We start from the raw sequence: 25,741 nt of genomic DNA, 5'->3' as shown, positions 1-25,741 counted from the left end.
TCGGGCGGTCGGCCCGCGTACCCGGCCGGCCCGCCTGCGCGTGCGGCCGGCCGCACGCGCACGTCGGCCGCCACGCGCACGTCGGCCCGGCGGCGGAGGACCCCGGGGCGGCGCCCTTGACGGAGCATCAGCGCACCCCGCGCGGGGGCGGCACCCGGGAAACCTCGCCGCCGCCGGGCAGGTGCGCGCCGATCGGGGGAACGCAGGGCCCCATCCGCACGTCCCCCATAGCGGGGCAGCACTTCATCTGCTGACAATGGCGAAGACCCTCGCGCCGTGTCCGTGCAGGCGAGACTACGATGGAAGCCTTCACGCCACACAGCACCCACATGCCGACCTGAAGAGCACTCATCCGCTCGTCCGGGAAGGCCAGACGCATCCTCTTGGGGAACAACATGTCGTTCATCGGCCGTGACATGGCTGTCGACCTCGGGACCGCCAACACGCTGGTGTACGTCAGGGGCCGGGGGATCGTTCTCAACGAGCCGTCCGTCGTCGCGATCAACACCAACACCGGTGGCATCCTCGCGGTCGGCGCCGAAGCGAAGAAGATGATCGGGCGCACTCCGGGCAACATCGTGGCCGTGCGCCCCCTGAAGGACGGCGTGATCGCCGACTTCGAGATCACCGAACGGATGCTCCGCTACTTCATCCTCAAGATCCACAAGCGGCGGTACCTCGCGCGCCCCCGCGTCGTGGTCTGCGTGCCCTCGGGCATCACCGGGGTCGAACGCCGTGCGGTCATCGAGGCGTCGTCCCAGGCGGGCGCCCGTCAGGTGCACATCATCGAGGAGCCCATGGCCGCGGCCATCGGCTCCGGCCTCCCCGTCCACGAGGCCACCGGCAACATGGTCGTGGACATCGGCGGCGGCACCACGGAGGTCGCCGTGATCTCCCTCGGCGGCATCGTCACGGCCCAGTCGATCCGGGTCGCCGGCGACGAGCTGGACAACGCGATCATCCAGCACATCAAGAAGGAGTACAGCCTCCTGCTGGGCGAGCGCACCGCCGAACAGATCAAGATCACGATCGGTTCCGCGTACGACCTCGACCAGGACGAGCACACCGAGATCCGCGGCCGCGACCTGGTCTCCGGACTGCCGAAGACCGTGGTCATCTCGGCCGCCGAGGTCCGCAAGGCCATCGAGGAACCCGTGAACGCGATCGTGGACGCGGTGAAGACCACCCTCGACAAGTGCCCGCCGGAACTCTCCGGCGACGTCATGGACCGCGGCATCGTCCTCACCGGCGGCGGCGCCCTGCTGCGCGGCCTCGACGAGCGGCTGCGCCGCGAGACCGGCATGCCGATCCACATCGCCGAGGACCCGCTGGACTCCGTCGCGCTCGGCTCCGGCAAGTGCGTCGAGGAGTTCGAGGCGCTCCAGCAGGTGCTGGACGCCCAGCCCCGCAGATGACCCCGACCCTCCTGCCGCCCGGCGCGCGCCGGGCGGCAGGAGGGCGCCGGGCGCGTCGCACCACCGTGCGGGACCGGCCGGACGGACCGTCACCCGCCCTTCACCGGCCGTCCGGACCGGGGCTTGCGGCGGGACGGTCGCCGGTCGAGGGACCGTCACGGGTACAGAGACAAGAGCACACATTCCGACGAGGAAGGCACGGCCGCCGCACGTGAGGGACACACGAGAGAGCCGGCTGCTCCTGGTGCTGCTGATCGCCATCGCGTTCGCGCTGATCACCGTGGACATCAGGGGCGGCGAGGACTCACCGGTGGACGGCGCCCGCCGGGCCGCCGCAACGGTCCTGGGACCCGTCGAGAACGGGGTGTCCTCCGCGGTCGACCCCATCGGCAACGCGATCGCCGCGGTCCGCGACTCCGGCGAACGCCACAGCCGCATCACCACCCTGGAGCGCGAGAACGCCGCCCTGAAGACCCGTCTCGGCAGCGACGACCGCAACCGCAGCCGGGTCCGCCAACTCGACTCCCTGCTCAAGAAGGCCGGAGCCGGGCAGTACGGCGTCAAGGCCGCCGAGGTCATCGGGATAGGAGCCGCACAGGGCTTCTCCTGGACCGTCACCATCGACGCGGGCGCCCGTGACGGCATCGAGCGCGACATGACCGTCCTCAACGGGGACGGACTCGTCGGCCGGGTCACCACCGTCGGCCCCGGCACCGCCACGGTCCTGCTCGCCAACGACCCCGACTTCACCGTCGGCACCCGGATGGAGAAGACCGACGAACTCGGCTTCACCTCCGGCGGCGGCGACGGCCCGCTCCGGGTCGACCTGCTCAACGGCAAGTCCAAGGTCAAGAAGGGCGACCGGCTCGTCACCTTCGGCTCCGCCGCCGACAAGCCCTTCGTCCCCGGCGTCCCCGTCGGCCAGGTCGTCCGCGTCGACCCGTCCGGCGGCGACCTCACCCGCACCGTCTACGTGAAGCCCTACGTCGGGTTCACCAAGCTCGACATCGTCGGCGTCGTCGTCGAGGCCCCCCGCAAGGACCCGCGCGACACCGTCCTGCCGCCCGCCCCGAAGCCCACCCCCACGCCGACCGTGACCGTCACCGTCACCCCGTCCGCGCAGGTACCCGGCCAGGCCGGACAGACCCCAGTGCCGTAGGAGCCCGACCATGCGCTTCAACCGGATGCTGCTTTCGGCCCCCCTCGTGGTGGCCGCCCTGGTCATCCAGGTGAGCGTCCTCGCCCGACTGCAACTGCCCGGCGCCGTACCCGACCTGCTGCTGCTCACCGTGCTCGGCCTCGCCCTGGTCTACGGGCACGTCGGCGGCGCCCTGGTCGGCTTCGGCGCCGGACTCCTCGCCGACCTCGCGCCGCCCGCCGACCACGCCGTGGGCCGGTACGCACTGGTGCTGTGCGTCATCGGCTACCTCGCCGGGCTCGCCAAGCCGGAGAACGGGCGCCTCCAGTCCGCCGCCGGCCCGATGCTGGTCGTCGTGGGCTCCGCCATCGGCTCCACCCTGCTCTACGCCGGTGTCGGCGCCCTCGTCGGCGACACCGCAGCCCGCCACGTGGGCCTGGGCAGCCTGCTGTTCACCGCGGCGCTCTACGACCTGTTGCTCGCGCCGTTCACCGTGCCGTTCATCATGGCGCTCGCCAGACGCGCCGACAACGATCCGCTCGCCGAGACCAACGCCGCCGCCAAGAGCGACGTCTCGGCCGGCTGGCTGGCCTCCGGCACCGGCCTGCGGATCGGCAGCCAGCGCGGCGGGCTGCGCGCCAAGGCGGCGCGGGCCCGGGTGGCGCGCGCGGGACGCATCAAGGTCAAGGGGGCCAAGCGACTGTGACCAACATTCCGGAGACCGGCCGCACGCCCCGGGTCCAGATCCGGCTCGTCGTCATCCAGGTGCTGGTCGTCTCCCTGCTGCTCACCCTCGGCGGGCGGCTCTGGTACCTCCAGGTCCGCAACGGCGAGGAGTACGCCAAGGAGGCGTCCGGCAACGGCGTCCAGCGCGTCGTCCAGCCCGCGGTGCGCGGCTCCATCCTGGACGCCCGCGGCGTACCGATCGCCGACAACGAGACCCGGCTCGTGGTCTCCGCCTCCCGCACCGACCTGATGAAGATGAAGGACGACGGCAAGGGCGTGCTCACCAAGCTCGCCGGGGTCCTCGGTGTCCCCGCGAAGGAGGTCACCGACAAGGTCCGCCTCTGCGACTCCGAGACGCCCCAGCCCTGCTGGAACGGCTCCCCCTACCAGCCGATCCCCATCACCGACGAGGCCACCCCGAAGCAGGCCCTCCAGATCCGCGAGCGCGCCGAGGACTTCCCCGGCATCACCGCCGAACCCACCGCCGTGCGCCGCTACGCCTCGCCCGGCAACGCCAACACCGCCCAGGTCCTCGGTTACCTCTCGCCGGTCACCGACGGCGAGATCGAGAAGGCCAAGGACAGCGACTCGCCGTACCTCCGCTCCGACCAGGTGGGCCGCAGCGGTCTCGAACGGCAGTACGACAAGGAGTTGCGGGGCAAGGCCGGCGTCACCCGCTACGAGGTCGACAACCTCGGCCGCGTGATGGGCCTCGCCAAGAGCGACGAGGCCGAACCCGGCGCCAACGTCGTCACCAGCATCGACGCCCGGGTCCAGGGCGTCGCCGAGTACGAGCTGAACAAGGCGCTCAAGGAAGCCCGCAAGGTCTACGACGACAACACCCGGATGAACTACAAGGCCGACTCCGGGGCCATCGTCGTCATGGAGTCCAAGACCGGCCGCGTCGTCGCCATGGCCTCCAACCCGACCTACGACCCCAACGCCTGGGTCGGCGGCATCTCCGGCAAGGACTACGCCCGACTCACCGGCAAGTCCTCCAACTACCCCCTGCTCAACCGCGCCATCCAGGGCCAGGCCGCCCCCGGCTCCATCTTCAAGGTGGTCCCCGTCGCCGCCGCCGTCAACGCCGGCTACGGCTTCAACGACCGCTACGAGTGCTCCAGCTCGTACGCCATCGGCGGCCAGGTCTTCAACAACTTCGAGTCCAAGGGGTACGGATCGATCGACCTCGGCCAGGCCCTGGAGGTCTCCTGCGACACCGTCTTCTACCGCCTCGCCCACGAGGAGTGGAAGCGGGACGGCGGCACCAAGCCGAAGAAGAAGGCCAACGACTGGTTCTACAAGACCGCCCACCAGTTCGGCCTCGGCAAGGAGACCGGCATCGACCTCCCCAACGAGGTCACCGGCCGCATCCCCGACCGCCAGTGGAAGCGCGACTTCTGGAAGGCCAACAAGGACGCCTGGTGCAAGGCCGGCAAGAAGGGCGGCGACTTCGTGGAGCAGCTCTCCTACGAGAACTGCCTCGAAGGCAACCTCATGCGTGCCGGTGACTCCGTCAACTACAGCATCGGCCAGGGCGACACCCTCGTCACGCCGATACAGATGGCCACCATCTACGGCGCCCTCGCCAACGGCGGCACCATGTACGACCCCAGCGTCGGCAAGGCGATCATCAGCCCCGACGGCAAGAAGGCCACGGAGATCAAGCCCAAGGCGCACGGCAAGCTCCCGCTGTCCCGCAAGACCCTCGGCAAGATAGACGAAGCCCTCGAAGGCGTCGCCACCCGTGGCACCGCCGCCTGGCGCTTCACCGGCTGGCCCCAGGACAAGATCCCGATGCACGCCAAGACCGGCACCGCCGAGGTCCACGGCAAGCAGACGACCTCCTGGTTCGCCACCTACACCGACGACTACACCATCGTCATGACCATCGCCCAGGGCGGCACCGGCTCCGGCGCCTCCGCGCCCGCCGTGCGCAACGTGTACAACGCCCTCTACGGCGTCAGCCCCGACGGCAAGATCGACCGCAAGAAGGCCCTCCTGCCCCAACCGCAGAAGACCCTCCCGAAGATCCAGCGCGACGGCTCCATCGACGCCCCCAGGATCAAGCCCTACAAGCCGCAGCCCGAGCCGTCCCCCACCTCGCAGGGACTGGCCGGACCCCCCGCGCCGGGTACCGGGAGGCGTGACTGATGAGCGGCTCCCACGGCTTCTCCGTCTCCGGGTACGGCCCCGAGCGGTCCTGGCTCACCCGGGTCACCGCCCGCGACGGCCTGTTGCGCCGCCTCGACTGGCCGATACTGCTGTCCGCCGCCGCCCTCTCCCTCATCGGCGCCGTCCTCGTCTACTCCTCCACCCGCAACCGCACCGAGCTCAACCAGGGCGACCCCTACTACTTCCTCTTCCGCCACCTGCTCAACACCGGCATCGGCATCACCCTGATGATCGGCACGATCTGGCTCGGCCACCGCACCCTGCGCACCGCCGTACCGGTCCTCTACGGCATCTCGGTCTTCCTCGTGCTGCTGGTCCTCACCCCGCTCGGCGCCACCATCAACGGCGCCCACGCCTGGATCGTCATCGGCGGCGGCTTCTCGCTCCAGCCCTCCGAATTCGTGAAGATCACGATCATCCTGGGCATGGCGATGCTGCTCGCCGCCCGGGTCGACGCCGGCGACCGGCTCCACCCCGGCCACCGCACCGTCGTCCAGGCGCTCGGCCTCGCCGTCATCCCCATCGCCGTCGTGATGCTCATGCCCGACCTGGGGTCGGTCATGGTGATGGCGATGATCGTGCTGGGCGTCCTGCTCGCCTCCGGCGCCTCCAACCGCTGGGTCTTCGGCATCCTCGGCGCCGGCGCCCTCGGAGCCGTCGCCGTCTGGCAGCTGAACGTCCTCGACGAGTACCAGATCAACCGCTTCGCGGCCTTCGCCAACCCGGAACTCGACCCCGCCGGCGTCGGCTACAACACCAACCAGGCCCGCATCGCCATCGGCTCCGGCGGTCTCACCGGCATGGGCCTGTTCAAGGGCTCCCAGACCACCGGCCAGTTCGTCCCCGAACAGCAGACCGACTTCGTCTTCACCGTCGCCGGCGAGGAACTCGGCTTCATCGGCGCCGGACTGATCATCGTCCTGCTCGGCGTGCTGCTCTGGCGCGCCTGCCGCATCGCCCGCGAGACGACCGAGCTGTACGGCACCATCGTCGCCGCCGGGATCATCGCCTGGTTCGCCTTCCAGTCCTTCGAGAACATCGGCATGACCCTCGGCATCATGCCCGTCGCCGGCCTCCCCCTGCCCTTCGTCTCCTACGGGGGGTCCTCGATGTTCGCCGTGTGGGTCGCCGTGGGACTCCTCCAGTCGATCCGGGTCCAGCGACCCCTGTCCGCCTGACCGCACCGGGGTCGGCGCCACCACCCGGGCACCGACCCCGACCCGGCCACGGATTTCCCGCCGTTCCCGCCCCTTTCCGGCCGCTCGGGGGCCCCGAGGTCTGCCGGACGGGGCGAAATCCGTCTAGATTCGGTGCATGGCGGATATACAGCGCGAGATCGAGCGTAAGTACGAAGCCACCGACCCGAACCAGAGCGACCGGGCGCTACCGGACCTGACCGCCGTCGGCGGGGTCTCGGCCGTCGTCCACCAGGGCGTCACCGAGCTGGACGCCGTCTACTACGACACCGTCGACCACCGTCTCGCCGCCGCGTCGATCACCCTGCGCCGACGCACCGGCGGCGCTGACGCCGGCTGGCACCTGAAGCTCCCCGTCGCCCAGGACGTGCGCGACGAGATCCGCGCCCCCCTGTCGGCCGCCCCGCCCCGCACCCTCACCGGACTCGTCCGCTCCCGGGTGCGCAGCGCCCCCCTCGTCCCGGTGATCCGACTGCGCTCCACCCGCGACGTCCACCACCTCGTCGACGCCGACGGCACCCTGCTGGCCGAACTCAGCGTGGACGTGGTCCGCGCGCAGCGGCTCAGCGGCGGCGACGCCACCACCGGCTGGACCGAGGTCGAGGTCGAACTCGGCCCGGACCAACGGCCCGCCTTCCTCGACAAGATCGAGAAGAAACTCCGCAAGGCCGGACTGCGCCGCTCCGCCTCCGCCTCCAAACTGTCCCGCGCCCTCACCGAGACCACCCCCGACCGACACACGCCGGTGGTACCCGACCGACACACGCCGGTCGCGTCCGACCGACACACCCCGGTCGTCCCGGAACGGCACACGCCGGCCATCCCCGAACGGCACACGCCGGTCGTCCCGGAACGGCACACCCCGGTGGCGTCCGACCGGCACACGCCGGCCACCGCCCCCCGCTCCCCGTACGAGGGCACCGCCGCGGCCCCCGTCCTCGCCTACCTCACCGCCCAGCGGGACGCCATCGTCTCCCTCGACCCCGCCGTCCGCCGCAACGAGTACGACTCCGTCCACCGCCTGCGCGTCGCCACCCGCCGCGCCCGCAGCACCTTCCGGTCCTACTCCAAGGTCCTCGACCGCGCCGTCACCGACCCCATCGGCGCGGAACTCAAGTGGCTCGCCGGAGAACTCGGCATCGACCGGGACGCCGAGGTCCTCACCGAACGGCTCACCGGCCACTTCGTCGAACTGCCCCGCAACCTCGTGATCGGCCCCGTCCGCACCCGACTGCGCACCTGGGCGCACGCCCGGCGCGGCGGCTCCCGCCGCCGACTGATCACCGTCCTCAACGGCAAGCGCTACCTCGCCCTCCTCGACGCCCTGGACGCGCTGCTCGCCGACCCGCCCCTGCTCCCCGCCGCCGCCCGGGACGCCACCACCGTGATCCACCGGGCTGCCCGCAAGGACTTCGGGAAGCTCGCCGCCCTGGTCGAAGAGGCCCTCGAACGTCCCAGCGGCCCCGAACGCGACCTCGCGATGCACGAGGCCCGCAAGAAGGCCAAACGGCTCCGCTACGCCGCCGAGGCCGCCCTGGACACCTTGGGCAAGCCCGCCAAGCAGGCCATCCGCGGCAGCAAGGCCCTCCAGGACCTGCTGGGCGAGCACCAGGACAGCGTGATGACCCGCACCACCCTGCGGGACCTCGCGACCCAGGCCCACGCCGCCCGCGAGAACGCGTTCACCTACGGACTGATCCACGGCCACGAGGAACGCCGGGCCGACGGCTACGAGGCCGAACTGCCCGCCGCGTGGGAGGCCGCCGAACGAGCCACCCGGGGGCTTCGCGGGACGCGCTAGGCTTGAGGGTCACCCCGCTCTTCCCGCGGGGCGTCCCCCGCCAGCTCACGAGAGACGCCACGATGCCTGTCGAGTCGGTCTTCCCCCGCCTGGAAGCGCTTCTCCCGCACGTCCAGAAGCCCATCCAGTACGTCGGAGGGGAACTCAACTCCACCGTCAAGCCGTGGGACGCCTGCGATGTCCGCTGGGCCCTCATGTACCCGGACGCCTACGAGGTCGGTCTGCCCAACCAGGGCGTCATGATCCTCTACGAGGTGCTGAACGAGCGCGAGGGCGTCCTCGCCGAACGCACCTACAGCGTCTGGCCCGACCTGGAGGAGCTGATGCGGGAGCACGACGTCCCGCAGTTCACGGTGGACGCGCACCGCCCGGTGAAGGCGTTCGACGTGTTCGGGCTGAGCTTCTCCACGGAGCTGGGCTACACCAACATGCTGACCGCCCTGGACCTCGCGGGCATCCCGCTGGAGGCCAAGGACCGCGGACTCGACGACCCGGTCGTCGTCGCCGGCGGCCACGCGGCGTTCAACCCCGAGCCGATCGCCGACTTCATCGACTGCGCGGTGATCGGCGACGGCGAGCAGGCCGTGCTCCAGATCACCGACATCGTCCGCGCCTGGAAGACCGAGGGCCGGCCCGGCGGTCGCGACGAGCTGCTGTTCCGGCTCGCCCGCACCGGCGGCGTGTACGTACCCCGCTTCTACGACGTCGAGTACCTGCCCGACGGGCGCATCGGCCGGGTCGTGCCCAACCGCTCCGGGGTGCCGTGGCGGGTGTCCAAGCACACCGTCATGGACCTGGACGAGTGGCCCTACCCCAAGCAGCCCCTGGTACCGCTCGCCGAGACCGTCCACGAGCGGATGTCCGTGGAGATCTTCCGCGGCTGCACCCGCGGCTGTCGCTTCTGCCAGGCCGGCATGATCACCCGCCCGGTCCGCGAGCGCAGCATCACCGGCATCGGGGAGATGGTCGAGAAGGGGCTCAAGGCGACCGGCTTCGAGGAGGTCGGCCTGCTGTCGCTGTCCAGCGCCGACCACTCCGAGATCGGGGACATCGCCAAGGGCCTCGCCGACCGGTACACGGAGGACAAGATCGGCCTGTCCCTCCCGTCGACCCGGGTGGACGCCTTCAACGTGGACCTGGCGAACGAACTGACCCGCAACGGGCGCCGCTCCGGTCTCACCTTCGCCCCCGAGGGCGGCTCCGAGCGGATGCGCAAGGTCATCAACAAGATGGTCTCGGAGGAGGACCTGATCCGCACGGTCGCCACCGCCTACGGCAACGGCTGGCGCCAGGTGAAGCTGTACTTCATGTGCGGTCTGCCCACCGAGACCGACGAGGACGTCCTCCAGATCGCCGACATGGCGATGAACGTGATCCAGAAGGGCCGCGAGGTCTCCGGCGCCAACGACATCCGCTGCACGGTGTCCATCGGCGGTTTCGTGCCCAAGCCGCACACCCCGTTCCAGTGGGCCCCGCAGCTCTCCGCCGAGGAGACGGACGCCCGGCTCCAGAAGCTCCGGGACAAGATCCGCGGCGACAAGAAGTACGGCCGCTCCATCGGCTTCCGCTACCACGACGGCAAGCCCGGCATCGTCGAGGGCCTGCTGTCCCGCGGCGACCGCCGCCTCGGCACGGTGATCCGCGCCGTCTACGAGGACGGCGGCCGGTTCGACGGCTGGCGCGAGCACTTCTCGTACGACCGCTGGATGGCCTGCGCCGAGAAGGAACTGCCCGCCTTCGACATCGACGTCGACTGGTACACCACCCGGGAGCGCACCTACGAGGAGGTCCTGCCCTGGGACCACCTCGACTCGGGCCTCGACAAGGACTGGCTCTGGGAGGACTGGCAGGACTCCCTCGACGAGACCGAGGTCGAGGACTGCCGCTGGACCCCCTGCTTCGACTGCGGGGTGTGTCCTCAGATGGACACCAGCATCCAGATCGGCCCGACCGGCAAGAAGCTGCTGCCGCTGTCGGTGGTCAACAAGTAGGCAGCGCGGAGGCGATGCGGCCCGTCAACACCATCGGTGGGGGCGGGCCGTTGGCGTTTTCGCCCAGCAGAGGCCCGACGGCGGACTTCCGCCGGGGCAGTCCGTCCGGTTTCCCGTTACGGAAACCAGAACCCCTTGATTCCCTCAGTGATCGTCGCGAACATGGTGCCGACACCCGACGACTGGGGAGGCACGTGAAGGTGCGACCACTGGTGAGTGAATGTGAAGACGGTGAGTGCCCCACCATCTACGCCACCGACCGAGGCACGCTCGCCGTTCAGGGAAGACTCGTCGCTGATCACGGGCTCGAAATCCCTGCTCAAGAAGCCTTGGTGGAGATTCCCGTCGAGCTCATTCGAAGGGCTGTTCGTGACAATCTCATCTAAGACGTTGGGCGATTGGCTTGAGGACTTCGATCGCGAAGCGTTCCGGTTGGAGACCTTGGACGACTACAGCAAGTCGGGGGGCGTGGACGCCTACCGTGCCTTCCTCGCGGGTGAACCGCAGCCGGAGGAGCACAAGACCGCCGCATGGTTGACGACGGTCGGAAGCGCGGTCCAGTCGGGGAAGCGAATCTACCGCGTCCACATCCTGGCCCGTCCGCTGACGGATTATCTGCGATTCGAGCTCTCGTGGGGCTACCGTCGCAACATGACAGCCGGTGAGGAGTTCTTCATTCTGGACACGACTCACCGAGAGAACCCCATTCCGGATGCTCCCGACTTCTGGCTCTTCGATGAGAGTGCGATCGGCGCCATGACGTACGACGGTGCGGGAAAGTATCTGGGAACCGATTTCCTCGAACAGGGGGAACTGGCGAGGTTCTTGGCGTACCGGGATACGGCCATGAGTCAGGCAGTGCCATTCGCCGAATGGTGGGCCGAGTACGGCGAGTGAGGAAGTCCAACCTCGGGTCAGCGCTGCGGGCGTTGCGGGAGACCTCCGGACTGGAGGCCAAGACCGTCGCCCGCGGCGCTGCCATGTCCCGTTCCAAACTGTCCAAGATCGAGAACGGGAACACGGCTCCGAGCATCACCGACGTCGACTGCATCCTCAGCGCCATAGGTGTCTCGGGCGAGGTGAAGAATGAGTACATGGCCGCCGCCAGAGAGGCCGCAACCGAGGTCACCGCATGGCGGCTCGTTCGACGTCTGGGCTACAGCCGTAAACAGCAGCAGGTGCAGGCCATCGAAGCGCAGACGACCCTTCTGCGCTTGTTCCAGCCCTCGCTCGTACCCGGCCTGCTCCAGACGCCCGAATACGTGCAGGCGGTCTTCGCCAGGAAGCGACTGACGGAATCGCAGTTGGCGCGAACGGTCGGTGCGCGGCTGGCGCGCCAGAGCGTCCTGTACTCGGCAGGAAAGACTTTTCGATTTGTCATCACGGAACCCGTGCTTCGGTGGCGTATCGTTCCGCCCCTGGTGATGGTGGGACAGCTGGATCGACTGATTTCGGTATCTCGGCTGCCTAACGTGGACATCAGGATCGTGGCGCTATCGGCCCCTCAGGTCGACTTCCCTGGCCACTCGTTCTCCATCAAGGACGACCGTACGGTGACCGTTGAGCTGGTCCACGCGGAAACGGTGATGACTGATCCCCGAGACATCGAAGCGTACGTGTCGAAGTTCGAACGGTTCAGCGAGCGTGCGGTCTCTGAAGGCGAGATGCGGGACCTGATCGCGGGGATCAGGAGCGAGTTCTTGCGCGAACAGGAAACCGGCTAGAGAGCGGCCCCACCTTCGGACACCATTGCCTTCCGGAACACGCGGAAAGTGGTGAAGGGGTACGCAATGGCGACCAGGACCGATGAGTACGAGCACGTGACGCACGCGCCCCGGGGCCAGATGTGTTCCGTGTGCCACGGCGAGGGGAAGCCCCTCGAACCCGTCCGGCACGGAACCGTCGAGCGGGCATCGGGCGGCCCGCCCGTCGTGGTCCACCGGCACGCACGCGAGCGCCTCCGCCGGGGAACGGCCGTGGCGTGATGGACGTGCAGACGTGGAAAGACGCACGCACGCGGGCCATGGACGCCACCGAGGAGGTACGGGCGGCGCTGTCCGCGCTCGGTCTGCCCGAGTCCGCATGGAGCGGCGTGCGTCCCACGGTCACGTACGCCGGCCGTCCTTACGTCCATCTCGGGATGCTGCCGGCCGACGTGGTGGAGCGGATGGCGCGGGCCATGGGGGGCACGGAGACTTCCGCCCGAGAGGGGGCGGGAGGCGGTCCTCACCGGGCCGTCGGTGAACCAGGAAGGGCACGAGGATGACCGACCTGTACGTGCTCCCCATCGAGGGGGCCGAGTTCTCGAAGGCGTGCGGCGGCAGCACGCATCCGGACGGCGAGGCGTGCGTGACCCTCGCGAAGATCGGCCCGGACGCATGGGCCGTGGGCGACAGCAAGCGTCCGGATGCCGAGCCGCTGCGCTTCACCACGGCGGAGTTGGAAGCAGCGGGCATCGATCCCGCCCGTTTCGACCTCTCCGCCTGATCCACGTCACGTCCGAACCGACGGCCTCGCCCTGACGACCGCGGCGGGGCCGTCGTCGTCCCACGGGCCACGGACCACGGACCACGGAACGGAGCAGCGGTGCACCACCACGGTTACGCATGGCTCGGGGAGAAGAAGGCGTTCGACAAGGAGAGCGTCCGCCGGCCGCCCGGCCGCGCCCCCAGCGCGACGTGCGAGAAGGAGGTGGTCGACCGTTACCGGGAAGCCGTGGCCGTGTTCCCGACTTCCGACGTGCCGCCGCTCCAGACGGCGCACTGGCTGATGAAACCGCCCTCCGTGATCCGGGGGACCTGGCAGGAAGCGCAGGGCGCCGGCGCGTGGCTGGGCCGGCAACTCGCGGAGTTCGCGCCCCGTTTCGCCTCTGAGGAGGAGCGGTCGGAGGTCAGGCTGGCGCTCCTGGTGGAAGTCACCGTCGAGCGGCTGACCTGGGGAGGGGACGTCTCCCTCGGCCACTACCTGAAGGGCACGGCGTTCCACTCGGTCGCGCTGGTCACGTGTTCCCCGAACCGTGCCGCTCCCGATCTGCCCTGCCCGGCTCGGCGGGCCCGCGCATGAAGCACGCGGTCCCCGGCTGGTGCCGGGGACCGCGTGAACGTCCGGAGCGCGGCGCGCCCCCCGTCCGCTACCGGCCGAGGTACGCGTCGTACACGGTCACGCTCGCCTTGCCGCCCTGTCGGTCGGTGACCTGACCGCGCAGGGTCACCGACTTCCCCCGCGCCGGGTTCTTGACCTCGATCTTCCCCCGGGTCACGGGCACGTCCTTCCAGGTGGCGCCGGAGTCGTAGGAGACGGAGACGGTGAGCGACTTCGCTCCCGCGCCGGCCGCCGGCCCCTGGACGGTCACCGGGAAGGTCGCCGTACGACCCGCGGGAACGGTGCCGTCGAGGGCGACCCGGGCACCGAACCGGACCGTGGACAGTAGGGTCCTGGTGTACTCGCCCGCCGCCGGCCGCGCACTGCGGAAGGTCCAGGAACCGTCGATGCGGGTCCCGACCGCGGACACGGACGGACCGCGCCGCACCGAGGTGGTCAGGGTGTACTCGGCGTCGTCCGCACCGACCTCGAACCCGCTCATGCCGTCCAGCTGACCCGCGCTCTGCGCGACCTCGGTGCTGCCCCGGTGGAGCACGCTCCGCGCGGAGGCGTACGCGGACCAGCCGGTGTTGCCCCTGCCGTCGGAGAACAGCGGCACCGTGGCGAAGAGGACGTCCTCGTCACGGAAGACACCGGCCCGCTCGTCCATCAGCGGGGAGTGGACGGCGGTGCCGAGGGTCATCCGGTGGTTCCCGCCCGGACGGCGGTGCCGCACCGGGGAGGTGTGGTCGGTCTCCTCACGCCCGTCGGCGCCGAGCTGTGCCACCCGCACCGACCAGCGGTTGGCCTTCCCGGCGGTGGCCCCGTAGTGGGTCCGGGTACCGGGCAGGTCGAACGGGACCTCGGAGGTGAAGTGGATGTCGTCCACGCCGCTGACCAGCGTGGACACCGCCTTCTTGCCCGGAACCGAGGAGCCCGCGGTCGCGGAGACCTTCGCGAGGTCGGCGGCCGTGAACGTCGTGTCGTGGCCGGTGGAGAGCCGTTCGACCGGCCCGCCGGCAGCGCCGTTGTACTGGGCCGACGTGCCGCCCTCCCACTGGGCGGCGAAGGACTCGGTGAGCGTGACGCCGGTGGGCTGCCGGGGGCCGAGCTGTGCGGTGCGCAGGCCGTCGAAGGAGTCGAAGAACCGGAAGGTCGAGTAGAACCCCGGGCCGGCCGCGACCGACAGGGTCCTACGGGCGTCGGTCATCGGGGCCGGGGCGTCCGGGATGCTCATCCGGACGGGCCGCGCGAGCCGCGCGTCGACCTCGACGGTGGTGTCCTCCGTCAGCTCCAGCTTGGGGTGGGTCAGCCAGTCCGACGCGGACGCGGTGGAACGGTCCGCGTCCAGGACGTAACTGCCCTTCGGGAGCCGGAACGTCGCGGTGGCCTTGCCCTCGGCGTAGGTGCCGGAGAACTCGGCCGCGCCGGAGAGTTGGACGAGGCGGCTGAAGAACTCGCTGCTGGGATTGCCGTCCGGCCCGGTGTGACGGAGGGTCAGGTCGTACGACTCGACCTCGCGGTCCACGGCGGCGGTGGTGCGCACGGTCTGTCCGCCACCGGTCGCGACGACGGTCGCGGTGTAGGCGCCGTCCACGGAGCCGCCGATCCGGGTGTTCGCCGTCACCGGCACGGCGGCGGTGCCGCCGGCGGGCACGGTGACCCGGTCGGCGCCGAGCGTGAAGAACCCGGCCGGGGCGGGCCGGCCCTGCGGGTCGAGGCCGCGGGCCGTCAGCTCCAGTACGACCTCCCGGTCCCCGAGGTTGCGGTAGGTGATCTCCTTGGTGACGGGCTGGTCGTCGGTGTGCGGCCACTGCTGCCGGCCGAAGGCGACGGTGGACGTGTCGCTGACCACGGACTGCTTCAGGGCCGCGCCGACGGCGATCCGCCCCGTGCCCTGCTGGAACACGCCGTGGCCGCCGTCCTCGGTGGAGGCGGTGAGCACGGACTTGATGCGTGCGCCCGACCAGTCGGGGTTGCGCTGCTTGAGCAGGGCGGCGGCGCCCGCAGCGTGCGGCGCGGCCATCGAGGTGCCGGAGATCGAGAGGTAACCGGGCGGGTTCTCCCCGTACCGCCGTGCGAGGGTGCTGCCGGCGGCGGAAGCGGCGGTGGTGTCGACGCCGGGCCCGGTGACGTCCGGCTTGACCGCGCCGTCGCCGAGCCTCGGCCCGACCGCGGAGAAGCGGGCCGTCCGGTCGGAGTCGTCCACGGCACCGACGGTGAGGGCGGCGTCCGCGCTGCCCGGCGACTCGATCGAGCCGGCGCCCGGTCCGCTGTTGCCGGCGGCGACGGCGAACAGGACGCCCTTCTCCCGGGAGAGCTTGTTGACGTGGGCCTCCAACGGGTCCAGGTCGGGGGTGTCGAGGCCGCCGAGGCTCAGGTTGATGACGTCCGCACCCTGCGCCACGGCCCAGTCCATGCCGGCGAGGATCTGGGAGTCGGTGCCGCGGGCGAAGTCGTTGAGCACCTTGGCACTGAGCACCTTGGCGCCCGGCGCGACCCCCCGGTGCGTACCGCCCGAGCGGGCGCCGGTGCCCGCCGCGGTCGACGCGACGTGGGTGCCGTGCCCGTTGCGGTCCGTGGTGTCGGGCGCGTCCGAGAAGTTGTGCGCCCCGACGACCTTGCCCGTCAGGTCCGCGTGGGTCTCGTCCACGCCGGTGTCGAGGACGGCGATGGTGACGCCCGTCCCGTCGTACCCGGCCCGCCACGCCTCGGGCGCGCCGATCCGTGCCGTGCTCCTGTCGAGGGAGGCGGTGCGCACCGCGTCCAACCAGACGCGGTCGACGCCCGCAACGGCCCGGGTCGTACGGGCGTCCCCCGCGGTCGTGCGGGTGAGGGCGGTCCACAGTGCGCCCGGGTCCCGCTCCGGAACGGTCACGGCGTCCGCGTTGAGCGAGGGCAGGGTCCGCTGCACCTCGGCGTCGCCGCGCACCCCGGTACGGGCGGTGGGGCCCGAGGCGCCCTCGTACGCGACGATGACCTTGAGGCCCTTGCCGTGGGCCAGCAGGCTCCCCGGGGTGCTGAGCCCCGTGACGTCGAAGAGGCGGCGGTCGAGGGTGCCCCGGGCGACGAGTCGTTCGGCGTCGGCCGGGACGACGTAGGTGCGGCCCTTCTCGGTCCAGCTCCGTACGGGGACCTCGCCCCGGCCCTCGGCCCGGTCGACCGTGACGACCCCGCCCCGGGCGTCCACGCCGACTCGGTCCCCCGTGATCAGGGTGACCCAGCGGAGCCCGGCGGCGCGGGCCGTACCGACAGGTGGTGCGCCGGGTCCGGCGAACGAGGGGGTGGCGGTCAGCCCGGCTATGAGCGCCGCCGCCGTGAGGGTCGCGGCGGCGGTCGCCGCGCCGCGGCCCCGACGTCTGGTGGAGGGCAAGGTGACTCCCTGCTGTTCGGCGGGGCCGTCGAGGAGACGTCGGGGGGCGGCCGCCCCGTTTCCCGCTCCCGGTGCGTGAGAGTGCGGCGCTGCACGTGCGCGTTGCCACCGGTTCCGGCGATGGCCGGATTTCGCTCCTCGCCCTGCGTGGGCGCGGCCGGGCCCACGTGAGGGCAAGGGGGCCGGTCGTCCCGGAGCGGACCGCGTGCCGGGTTGACGCGTGGATCAAACTGCTACTAGCGTTGTTGCAGTTTGGTTGACGTTGACGGGCCGGCGGTCGTGAAGGGGTCTCGGTGGGCATCAGCAGTAGGAGCGCGGTCGCGATCCACGCACTCACCATGCTGGGGCGCTGGGACCGCTCGCTGACCTCCGCGGAGATCGCGGAGAGTCTGGCCAGCAATCCGGTTCTGGTGCGGCGGATCCTCGGCGGTCTGCGGGACGCCGGTCTGGTCTGGTCCGCCGAGGGGCGCAACGGCGGTTGGTCGCTCGCCCGGCCCGCCCGTGAGATCACGCTCCACGACGCGTACGCCGCCGTGGAGGCGGGCCCGATCCTCTCGCGGTACCCGCATCCGCCGAGCGCCGAGTGCGAGGTGGGGCGGAACATGCAGAAGCTGCTCGAGGTGGAGTTCCAGGACGCGGAGCGGGCCATGAAGGAACGGCTCGGGCGGACGACGATCGCCCACCTCGTCCGGCAGGTGCTGGCGAGCGAACGCGAAGTCGCGCAACGCGCCGGCGACTGACCGACGGCGGAGGCGGTGTCCTCCGCCCTTTCTTTTGCCCTAACTGTAACTATCATGGTGGCGGAAAGCCGCCCGGAGGGCCTCGTATGACTTCCACGTCCACAACGACCGAGCGGACCGGCTCGGGACTGGGCTTACTGGCCGTGCTGATGCCGGCGATCCTCGTCACGGTCGCGGCCAGCGACATGGTCAATCTGATGCTTCCGACGATCGGGGCCGAGTTCGGGGCGTCCGAGGCGGAACTCGCCTGGGTCGTCACCGGATTCCTGCTGATGTTCTCGGTCGGGATCCCCCTGTACGGCCGCATCTCGGACCGGGTGAGCCTGCGCCGGCTCTTCGCCTTCGCGCTCCTCACCTACGCCGTCGGCAGCCTGATCTGCGCGCTCTCCCCGAGTCTGGCCGTACTCGTGGCCGGGCGGATCGTGACGGGCATGGGCGCGGCCGCGATCCCGGTGCTCTCGATCATCGCCGTGACGACCCTGCTGCCGCCCAAGCGGCGCGGCGTCGGGATCGGCGTCGTGTCCGCCGGTGCCGGCGTCGGCACCGCCGTGGGTCCGGCGCTGGGCGGCGGCATCGGGGAAGCGCTCAGCTGGCCCGCACTGTTCTGGATCATGCTGGTGGTCTCGCTGCTGCTGCTCGTCCCGGCCCTGCGCGTGCTCCCGGACGCGACCCCGCGGAGCACGGGCCGGCTCGACCTCCCCGGTGGCCTGCTCCTCGGCCTCGGAGCCGGTCTGGTCCTGTTCGGCATGACCCGGGCGCAGGTCTCCGGCTTCACCGAACCCCTCTCCTGGGGCAGCCTCGCGGTCGCGGTCGCGGCGCTCGTGCTCTTCGGGGTGCGCACCGTCCGCGTCGACCAGCCGTTCGTTCCGCCGTCGCTGTTCACGAACCGCGTCTACCGGACCGGCGTCCTCGTCGCGTTCCTGGCCATGGCCGTCAACCTCGGCGGTCTGGTGTTCGTCCCGCTGCTGCTGGTGGAGGTCAACGAACTCACCCCGGGGGAGGGCGCCCTGGTCATGATCCCGGCCGGAGTCGTGACCGCGCTCCTCGCCCCGTGGATCGGGCGCCTCGCCGGCCGCGTCGACACCCGGCTCCTGGTGCTCTGCGGGCTCGGCCTCATCGGACTGTCCTCGCTGTTCCTCTCGACCTTCGCCGGCGGCTCCTCGGTGGTCTTCGCCGGTGTCGGGATCCTCGGGCTGAGCATCGGCTTCATGCTGGTGATGACCACCGTCATCGGCGCTGCGGCGCGCGAGCTGCCCCCCGAGCGCACCGGTGTCGGCCTCGGGGTCCTCCAGGGGGCCCAGTTCCTCGGGGCCGGTACGGGCCCCGCCGTGTTCGGCGTGCTGGTGTCCGCGCGGCAGCAGGGCGGCGGTGACGCCGTCAACCCCCTCCACCCCGGTGCGGACGGCTCGGCCTACTCCGACGTCTTCCTGGCCATGGCCGCGGTCGTCGTCCTCGCGCTCGTCGTCGCGTCACGGATGCGTCCCACGGCCGGCCCCGAGGCCCCCGCCGTGGCCCGGGCCGATGCCGATGCCGGACCGAAGGCCGAGGCGGCCCCCGCGGCCCCGGGCCCGGGCGGTGCGACCTCCGCCCCGCGGTGACGAGGACGGCTCCCCGGTGACGGACCCGCCCGGTGGCCGGGTAACACCTTGGCCACGGAGTCGGCCGCCGGCGAAACGGTCCGGGTGCGCCACGTGTCTGTGGACACATGGACCTGATCGAGCAGGAGCGCACGCCGGGGCCCGAACGGCCCGAACGGCGACCGGACGGCCACGGCGAGGACCCCGGGTGCCTCGCCGTGGCCGTCCGGCTGCCGGTGCGCCTCCTGGTGCTCGCCCTGGTGGTGCCCGCGCGGCTGCTGTGGGACGCGCTGCTCCTGGCCGGCGCGTTCCTGTGGCGGTACGCCCTGCGCCCCCTGGGCCGTGCGCTGGGGTGGCTCGGCCGGACCCTGGTCGTCGTACCGGTGCAGTGGTTGGCCGAGTGGGTCCTCGTCCCGCTGTGCCGCGCCCTGCTGTGGCTGCTCTCTGCGCTCTGGCGGGGGACCGGCTGGCTGCTGCGCACCCTGGTCGTGACGCCCCTGACCTGGCTGTACCGGGCGGTGTTCACCCCGCTGGGGCACGGGGCGCAGTGGCTCTGGGCGCGCGCTCTGGCCCCGCTGGGGCGCGGTGTCGGCGCCGGCCTGGCGTGGCTGCTGCGGGTGTGCGTCCTCGTCCCGCTGTCCTGGCTGTGGACCTGGGTCCTGGTCCCGGTGGGCAGGGGGCTGGGGTACGCCCTCTACTGGACGCTGCGCCTGCTGGTCCACTACCCGGCCGTGGGGCTGTGGCGCTGGCTGTTGGTGCCGCTCGGGCGGGCCCTGGCCGTGGTCGGGCGGGAAGTGGTGGACGCCCTGGGGCACGCCTGGCGGATCGCCGGCCGGATCTCCCGGGCGGTCGGCCGGTTCCTCGGTGCGGCGTTCGCACTCCTGTTCAAGGCGCCCGCGACGTGGGTCTACCGCACCGTGTGCACCCCGGTCGGGCACCTGGTCCGGGACGTGCTGTGGCGGCCGGCCGCGCGGGTCGCCCGGGAGGTCGGCCACGGCGCGCGCCAGGCCCTCGCCTCCGTACGGGAGGGCGCCCGCCAGGCCCGGGCGGACGTCCGGCGGATGCTGTTCGGCTCACGACCCGAGCGGACGGCCGTGCCGCGCACGTCGGCGGGGCCCCCGCACACGGCACCTCCACGGGCCCCGCACCAGCAGGCTTCCGGGTCACCTGAACCCGGAGACGATCCGCGACGTACCCTAGGCAAGAGTAAGACCGCACTCACGAAGGACTGACGACACTGGGCAAGCGACAGCCCGAAGGCCCCCCGCCCGCGCCCGCGGTGCAGCGCATCAGATTGCGTTACACCAAGCGCGGCCGCCTCCGGTTCACCAGCCACCGTGATTTCCAGCGCGCGTTCGAGCGGGCGTTGCGCCGTGCCGAGGTGCCCATGGCGTACTCGGCCGGGTTCACCCCCCACCCGAAGGTGTCGTACGCCAATGCCGCACCCACCGGCACGGGCAGTGAGGCGGAGTACCTGGAGATCGCCCTCACCGAGGCGCGTGATCCCGGGACCCTGCGGGCCCTGCTCGACGCATCGCTCCCGACCGGGCTCGACATCGTCGACGCGGTGGAGGTCCGCACCTCGGGCCTCGCGGACCGGCTGACCGGTTCCGTGTGGGAGTTGCGGCTCGACGGAGTGGCGCCCGACGCCGCCCGCCGCGCCGTCGACGCCTTCACGGCCGCCGAGGTGGTGGAGGTGCAGCGCCGGACGAAGAACGGGATGCGCACCTTCGACGCCCGGGCCGCCGTCGCCCACCTGGAGCTCGCCGGGAACCCGGCCGCACCGGGGGACACGGACGGCACAGCGGTCCCACCCGGGACGGACGCGCCCCGGCCTGATGGGCCGGGCGTCCGGCCCTGTGCGATACTGCGCCTGGTTGTTCGGCACGTGACGCCTGCCGTACGACCCGACGACGTCCTGTCCGGTCTCCGAGCTGTGGCCGACCTGGCGCCGCCGGTCCCCGTAGCGGTGACCAGGCTGGCGCAGGGGCTTTTCGATGAGGAGACCGGCACGGTTTCCGACCCGCTCGCGCCCGACCGCGAGGCGGTCGAGGCCGCCCCGGCTTCTGTTCCCGGGGTCGCCACGCCCGCCGCCGCGACGGCAGCGGCGCCGGAAGGGCCCGCGTAAGGACGGACGTCGTAGCGTCGCCCTCGTATCCGGGAGCCACCTGGGTCGGGCAGCGCACCGACCACAAGACTTTCGCCAGGCCGTACGCGACAAGGCGTACGGAACCGGCGAGACAGGACACAGAAAGCTCCCGTGCGGCGCCCACGCCCCGGACGGCGGCCCCGCACACCAGTGCGTGAGCCGCGGACGTCACCGGAACAGGCGCGGCGCCCGGGAGCCGACGGGAGAACCGCCCGCATGCTCGAACCGATCGAATCCACCGAGGGTTCCCACACCGAACCCACCACGCGCACGTCCGCCGGCGCCGAGGGCCCCGGCGACACCCTGCCGCCGCGCCGCAGGCGCCGCGCGGCCTCGCGTCCCGCCGGGTCCCCGGCCGGCGCGTCCGCCGAGGCGTCGTCCACCGAGGACCCGACGCCCGCCGCCGCGGCCCCCGCCGCGGACAGCAGCACCGAGGACGCCGCCGAGGCGCCCGCCCCCCGTACGCGCCGCAGGGCCGTCCGACGGGCCTCCGCGCCCGTCGGTACCCCCGCGACACAGCCCGCGGCACCGGCCGACACCCCCGCCGAGGAGCCCGTGGCCGAGGCGGCACCGGCCGAGGAGCCCGTCGTCGAGCCCGTGCCGGAGCCCCGTGCGCGGCGTCGCGCCGTGCGCCGCGCTTCGGCGCCCGCCGGCACCCCGCAGGCGTCCGACGGGACCGCGGCGGACGCCGAGGTCCCGGAGCCGGACGACTCCGCCGACGAGGAACAGCCCGCACCGGCCGTTTCCGCCGCACCCGCGCGCACCCGTCGCCGGGCGACCCGCGCCGTGGCCTCCGCCACGACGTCCGAGCACCCGCCGGCCGAGGCCGCCGCCGAGCAGCAGCCCGCACCGGTCGCCGAAGCGGCGCCGGCCGAGTCGGCTCCGGTGGAGGAGGCGGCCCCCAAGCGGGCGCGCCGTCGCGCCACCCGGGCCACCGCCTCCGCCCAGGCACCGACCACCGCGGACGCACCGGCCGAGACCCCCGCCGAGGCGGCACCCGTCGAGGAAGCCCCCGCGGAGGAGGCAGCGCCCAAGCGTGGGCGTCGCCGTGCCACCCGGGCCGCGGCCGAGGCGCCGGCCGTCGAGACCCCGGTCGCCGAAGCGCCGCCGGCCGAGTCGGCTCCGGTGGAGGAGGCAGCGCCCAAGCGCTCCCGTCGCCGTGCCACCCGGGCCGCCGTCGGCTTCTCCGAGCCCGCCCAGCACAACACCCGCGGGGGCAGGGACGAGCGGCCCGCGCGGCCGGCCGTCGCCGTCTTCCAGGCACCCGTCTTCGCCGAGCCGATGTTCCAGACGCCCGAGCGCGCCGCTGCCGAGGCCGCGCAGGCCCGCAACGTCGTCGAGGAGCCCGAGGAGCCCGAGGAGATCGAGGAGCCCGAGGAGACGACCCCCGCCCCGAGCGCCGAGCGCACCGAGCGGTCGGAGGCGGACGCCGCCGACACCGCGGGGTCCCGCCGTCGCCGTCGCCGCCGGGTGGCCGTCCCCGCCGCCGCCCCGCAGTCCCAGGAGCCCGCAGCCGTCGCCGCGCCGTCCGAGACCGTCGCGGCCGAGGCGCCCGTCGACGGGGTCGAGGTCGACGCCGAGGAGATCGAGGCCGACGAGGTCGAGGAGACCGAGGAGACGGGTTCCCGTCGCCGTCGCCGTCGCGGTGGCCGCCGTCGTCGCCGTGGCGAGCACGCCGAGGGCGACGACAACGGCTCCGACGAGTCCGAGGACGACGCCGACGAGACCGACCGGGCCGAGGACGGCGCCGCCGAGTCCGACCGTGCCGAGGGCGCGGGCCGGCACTCCGACGAGGCAGACGCCGACGCGGACGACGACGATGACGCCGACGGCGGTGGCTCCAGCAGCAGCCGTCGCCGCCGTCGCCGCCGGCGCCGCGCCGGGGACAACGCCGACACCGGGTCCGACGACCCGGAGCGCACGGTCGTCAAGGTCCGCGAGCCCCGCAAGAAGGAGGAGCGGCCCGCGTCCGACGAGGTGCAGTCCATCAAGGGCTCCACCCGTCTGGAGGCGAAGAAGCAGCGCCGTCGCGAGGGCCGCGAGCAGGGCCGCCGTCGTGTCCCGATCATCACGGAGGCCGAGTTCCTGGCCCGCCGGGAAGCCGTCGAGCGGGTCATGGTGGTCCGCCAGTACGGCGAGCGCACCCAGATCGGCGTGCTGGAGGACAACGTCCTCGTCGAGCACTACGTGAACAAGGAGCAGTCGACGTCGTACGTCGGCAACGTCTACCTGGGCAAGGTGCAGAACGTCCTGCCGTCGATGGAGGCCGCCTTCATCGACATCGGCAAGGGCCGCAACGCCGTCCTGTACGCGGGCGAGGTCAACTTCGAGGCCCTCGGCATGTCCGGTCCGCGCCGGATCGAGAGCGCCCTCAAGTCCGGACAGTCCGTGCTCGTCCAGGTCACCAAGGACCCGATCGGCCACAAGGGCGCCCGGCTCACCAGCCAGGTCTCCCTCCCGGGCCGCTACCTCGTGTACGTGCCCGAGGGCTCGATGACGGGGATCAGCCGCAAGCTCCCGGACACCGAGCGCGCCCGGCTGAAGACGATCCTGAAGAAGATCGTCCCCGAGGACGCGGGCGTCATCGTGCGCACCGCCGCCGAGGGCGCCAGCGAGGACGAGCTGCGCCGCGACGTGGAACGCCTCCAGGCGCAGTGGGAGGACATCAAGAAGAAGGCGAAGACGGGCAACGCCCCGACGCTGCTCTACGGCGAGCCGGACATGACGGTCCGGGTCGTCCGCGACATCTTCAACGAGGACTTCTCCAAGGTCATCGTCAGCGGTGACGACGCCTGGGCGACCATCCACGGCTACGTGTCGCACGTGGCGCCCGACCTGGCCGACCGGCTCCAGCGGTGGACCTCCGAGGTGGACGTCTTCGCGACGTACCGGATCGACGAGCAGCTGATCAAGGCGCTGGACCGCAAGGTCTACCTGCCGTCGGGCGGTTCGCTGGTCATCGACAAGACCGAGGCCATGGTCGTGGTCGACGTCAACACCGGCAAGTTCACCGGTCAGGGCGGCAACCTCGAAGAGACCGTGACGAGGAACAACCTCGAAGCGGCCGAGGAGATCGTGCGTCAGCTCCGGCTGCGCGACCTCGGCGGCATCGTCGTCATCGACTTCATCGACATGGTCCTGGAGTCCAACCGGGACCTGGTGCTGCGACGGCTGCTCGAATGCCTGGGGCGCGACCGCACCAAGCACCAGGTCGCCGAGGTCACCTCGCTGGGCCTGGTGCAGATGACCCGCAAGCGGGTGGGCCAGGGCCTGCTGGAGTCCTTCTCCGAGACCTGCGTCCACTGCAACGGCCGCGGTGTGATCGTCCACATGGAGCAGCCGACGTCCATCGGCGGTGGCGGCAAGCGCAAGAAGCGCCGCGGCGGTGGCGCCGACGGCCACGACGAGCACGTGCACGAGCTCGCCGAGGCCCCGGCCGCCGAGCCGGAGCAGGAGACGGCGGCGGAGGTCGCCGCCGAGGTCGCCGAGCCCGTCGCGCTGGGCGCACCGGACTTCGCGCCCGACGAGGAGCTGTACAGCAGTGTCGCCGAGGCGGAGGCCGCGGCGGGCCGGGGTCGTTCCCGGCGTCGGGGCGGCCGTCGTGCGTCCGCTCCGGCCGGTGCGCCCAGGGGCGCCGACGAGGCCCCCGCCGAGCGCCCGGCCCCCGCCGAGGCCGCCCCCGTGGCCGAGGCCCCGGTGGCGCAGGCCCCGGAGCCGGCCGCGGTGACCGAGCCGGTCGCCGAGGTGGCTCGGGAGAAGGCCCCCGAGGCCGCTGTGCAGGGCCGTACGCGGCGCCGGGCCACCCGTAAGGCCAGCGCCCCCGCGGGCTCCCCGCAGGGCGACGGCGCGGCGGCCGAGGCCGCCGAGGTCACCGTCCCGGTGGTCGAGCCGGTGACGGAGCCGGTGGCCCCGGAGCCGGTCGAGGCCCCGGAACCGGTCGCCGACGCGGCTCCCGCCCGTCCGCGGCGCCGGGCCGTGCGCAAGGCCACCGCGCCCACCGCGTCCGAGGAAGCGGCCGTCGTGGTCGTGCCCGCGGCGGAGGCTCCCGCGCCCGTCGAGGTCGTGGAGGCCAACGAGGCGGCCGGCCGGGACGAGGAGGCCCTGGCCGAGGAGGCGACCGCCGACGAGGCCGCGCCGCCCGCGAAGAAGACGGCGCGCAAGACGGCCGCCAAGAAGGCCACCGCGAAGAAGGCACCGGCCAAGAAGACGGCCGCCAAGAAGACCGTCGCCAAGAAGACGACGACGGCCAAGAAGGCGACCGCGAAGAAGACCGTCGCCAAGAAGGCGACCAAGAAGACCGCCGCGGCGGAGCAGCAGACGGCGCCGACCGTCACCGCCTCCACGGAGGACTGACGGCCGCCCGACCGTCGACCGAAGGC

19 protein-coding genes are annotated in these 25,741 nt (G+C 72.0%); 18 read left to right on the top strand and 1 reads right to left on the bottom strand.

What is annotated here, in order from left to right; genetic code table 11:
• Positions 1 to 395 precede the first annotated feature (395 nt).
• From ACFYOU_RS06770 to ACFYOU_RS06710, 13 genes are all read left to right on the top strand, one after another.
• The gene (locus tag ACFYOU_RS06770) at positions 396 to 1,415 is read left to right on the top strand and encodes a rod shape-determining protein (RefSeq protein WP_385487478.1); all 1,020 of its coding nucleotides are present in this window, start codon (positions 396 to 398) and stop codon (positions 1,413 to 1,415) included.
• A 211-nt stretch (positions 1,416 to 1,626) separates the two neighbouring features.
• Positions 1,627 to 2,574, top strand: coding sequence for a rod shape-determining protein MreC (gene mreC, locus ACFYOU_RS06765; protein ID WP_389763144.1), 948 nt, complete (start codon positions 1,627 to 1,629; stop codon positions 2,572 to 2,574).
• A gap of 10 nt (positions 2,575 to 2,584) precedes the next feature.
• Positions 2,585 to 3,259, top strand: coding sequence for a rod shape-determining protein MreD (gene mreD, locus ACFYOU_RS06760; RefSeq protein WP_389763143.1), 675 nt, complete (start codon positions 2,585 to 2,587; stop codon positions 3,257 to 3,259).
• The gene (gene mrdA / locus ACFYOU_RS06755) at positions 3,256 to 5,433 is read left to right on the top strand and encodes a penicillin-binding protein 2 (protein WP_389763141.1); all 2,178 of its coding nucleotides are present in this window, start codon (positions 3,256 to 3,258) and stop codon (positions 5,431 to 5,433) included. The genes mreD and mrdA overlap by 4 nt, the downstream gene beginning before the upstream one ends.
• Positions 5,433 to 6,632: a rod shape-determining protein RodA gene (gene rodA, locus ACFYOU_RS06750; RefSeq protein ID WP_391303962.1), complete on the top strand. Its 1,200-nt coding sequence runs from the start codon at positions 5,433 to 5,435 to the stop codon at positions 6,630 to 6,632. The genes mrdA and rodA overlap by 1 nt, the downstream gene beginning before the upstream one ends.
• 136 nt (positions 6,633 to 6,768) lie before the next feature.
• Positions 6,769 to 8,451 (top strand): CHAD domain-containing protein, encoded by a 1,683-nt coding sequence (locus ACFYOU_RS06745; RefSeq protein WP_391303961.1) that lies wholly within the window; start codon positions 6,769 to 6,771, stop codon positions 8,449 to 8,451.
• A gap of 62 nt (positions 8,452 to 8,513) precedes the next feature.
• A complete protein-coding gene (locus tag ACFYOU_RS06740) occupies positions 8,514 to 10,442 on the top strand; it encodes a TIGR03960 family B12-binding radical SAM protein (protein ID WP_391303960.1) in 1,929 nt (642 codons plus the stop codon).
• A 194-nt stretch (positions 10,443 to 10,636) separates the two neighbouring features.
• Positions 10,637 to 10,828: a hypothetical protein gene (locus ACFYOU_RS06735; protein WP_391303959.1), complete on the top strand. Its 192-nt coding sequence runs from the start codon at positions 10,637 to 10,639 to the stop codon at positions 10,826 to 10,828.
• Positions 10,812 to 11,339 carry a DUF6879 family protein gene (locus tag ACFYOU_RS06730; RefSeq protein WP_391303958.1) on the top strand — a complete coding sequence of 176 codons (528 nt, stop codon included), beginning with the start codon at positions 10,812 to 10,814 and terminating at the stop codon, positions 11,337 to 11,339. Before ACFYOU_RS06735 ends, ACFYOU_RS06730 begins: the two co-directional genes overlap by 17 nt.
• Positions 11,336 to 12,166: a Scr1 family TA system antitoxin-like transcriptional regulator gene (locus ACFYOU_RS06725; RefSeq protein WP_391303957.1), complete on the top strand. Its 831-nt coding sequence runs from the start codon at positions 11,336 to 11,338 to the stop codon at positions 12,164 to 12,166. Before ACFYOU_RS06730 ends, ACFYOU_RS06725 begins: the two co-directional genes overlap by 4 nt.
• A 66-nt stretch (positions 12,167 to 12,232) precedes the next feature.
• Positions 12,233 to 12,427 (top strand): hypothetical protein, encoded by a 195-nt coding sequence (locus ACFYOU_RS06720; RefSeq protein WP_391303956.1) that lies wholly within the window; start codon positions 12,233 to 12,235, stop codon positions 12,425 to 12,427.
• 277 nt (positions 12,428 to 12,704) lie between these two features.
• A complete protein-coding gene (locus ACFYOU_RS06715; protein ID WP_385487498.1) occupies positions 12,705 to 12,929 on the top strand; it encodes a DUF397 domain-containing protein in 225 nt (74 codons plus the stop codon).
• Positions 12,930 to 13,028: 99 nt separating this feature from the next.
• On the top strand, positions 13,029 to 13,505 hold the full coding sequence (locus tag ACFYOU_RS06710) for a hypothetical protein (protein ID WP_391303955.1): 477 nt from the start codon (positions 13,029 to 13,031) through the stop codon (positions 13,503 to 13,505).
• Positions 13,506 to 13,572: 67 nt separating this feature from the next.
• On the opposite strand, the gene ACFYOU_RS06705 is transcribed toward ACFYOU_RS06710, so the two are convergent.
• On the bottom strand, positions 13,573 to 16,896 hold the full coding sequence (locus tag ACFYOU_RS06705; protein WP_391303954.1) for a S8 family serine peptidase: 3,324 nt from the start codon (positions 16,894 to 16,896) through the stop codon (positions 13,573 to 13,575).
• A gap of 293 nt (positions 16,897 to 17,189) precedes the next feature.
• Between ACFYOU_RS06705 and ACFYOU_RS06700 the strand changes: the two genes are divergently transcribed.
• The 5 genes from ACFYOU_RS06700 to ACFYOU_RS06680 all read left to right on the top strand — a co-directional run bounded on the left by ACFYOU_RS06700 (position 17,190) and on the right by ACFYOU_RS06680 (position 25,715).
• Positions 17,190 to 17,636 carry an Rrf2 family transcriptional regulator gene (locus ACFYOU_RS06700; RefSeq protein WP_391303953.1) on the top strand — a complete coding sequence of 149 codons (447 nt, stop codon included), beginning with the start codon at positions 17,190 to 17,192 and terminating at the stop codon, positions 17,634 to 17,636.
• A gap of 86 nt (positions 17,637 to 17,722) precedes the next feature.
• Positions 17,723 to 19,234, top strand: coding sequence for an MFS transporter (locus ACFYOU_RS06695; RefSeq protein ID WP_391303952.1), 1,512 nt, complete (start codon positions 17,723 to 17,725; stop codon positions 19,232 to 19,234).
• Positions 19,235 to 19,341: 107 nt separating this feature from the next.
• Positions 19,342 to 20,445: a hypothetical protein gene (locus tag ACFYOU_RS06690; protein ID WP_391303951.1), complete on the top strand. Its 1,104-nt coding sequence runs from the start codon at positions 19,342 to 19,344 to the stop codon at positions 20,443 to 20,445.
• Positions 20,446 to 20,492: 47 nt separating this feature from the next.
• Positions 20,493 to 21,341 carry a TIGR03936 family radical SAM-associated protein gene (locus ACFYOU_RS06685; RefSeq protein ID WP_389763120.1) on the top strand — a complete coding sequence of 283 codons (849 nt, stop codon included), beginning with the start codon at positions 20,493 to 20,495 and terminating at the stop codon, positions 21,339 to 21,341.
• A gap of 237 nt (positions 21,342 to 21,578) precedes the next feature.
• Positions 21,579 to 25,715 (top strand): Rne/Rng family ribonuclease, encoded by a 4,137-nt coding sequence (locus tag ACFYOU_RS06680; protein WP_391303950.1) that lies wholly within the window; start codon positions 21,579 to 21,581, stop codon positions 25,713 to 25,715.
• Positions 25,716 to 25,741 lie beyond the last annotated feature (26 nt).

The organism is Streptomyces sp. NPDC005955 (assembly GCF_042871255.1).
Lineage (GTDB): Bacteria > Actinomycetota > Actinomycetes > Streptomycetales > Streptomycetaceae > Streptomyces.
This window is presented reverse-complemented; position numbering and strand designations above follow the sequence as displayed.

Bases quoted from the DNA above. Each gene is read 5' to 3' on its own strand.
- ACFYOU_RS06770 (WP_385487478.1), top strand. From the start codon at position 396: ATGTCGTTCATCGGCCGTGACATGGCTGTCGACCTCGGGACCGCCAAC.
- ACFYOU_RS06745 (WP_391303961.1), top strand. From the start codon at position 6,769: ATGGCGGATATACAGCGCGAGATCGAGCGTAAGTACGAAGCCACCGAC.
- ACFYOU_RS06720 (WP_391303956.1), top strand. From the start codon at position 12,233: ATGGCGACCAGGACCGATGAGTACGAGCACGTGACGCACGCGCCCCGG.
- mreD (WP_389763143.1), top strand. From the start codon at position 2,585: ATGCGCTTCAACCGGATGCTGCTTTCGGCCCCCCTCGTGGTGGCCGCC.
- ACFYOU_RS06695 (WP_391303952.1), top strand. From the start codon at position 17,723: ATGACTTCCACGTCCACAACGACCGAGCGGACCGGCTCGGGACTGGGC.
- ACFYOU_RS06690 (WP_391303951.1), top strand. From the start codon at position 19,342: ATGGACCTGATCGAGCAGGAGCGCACGCCGGGGCCCGAACGGCCCGAA.
- rodA (WP_391303962.1), top strand. From the start codon at position 5,433: ATGAGCGGCTCCCACGGCTTCTCCGTCTCCGGGTACGGCCCCGAGCGG.
- ACFYOU_RS06680 (WP_391303950.1), top strand. From the start codon at position 21,579: ATGCTCGAACCGATCGAATCCACCGAGGGTTCCCACACCGAACCCACC.
- ACFYOU_RS06715 (WP_385487498.1), top strand. From the start codon at position 12,705: ATGACCGACCTGTACGTGCTCCCCATCGAGGGGGCCGAGTTCTCGAAG.
- ACFYOU_RS06740 (WP_391303960.1), top strand. From the start codon at position 8,514: ATGCCTGTCGAGTCGGTCTTCCCCCGCCTGGAAGCGCTTCTCCCGCAC.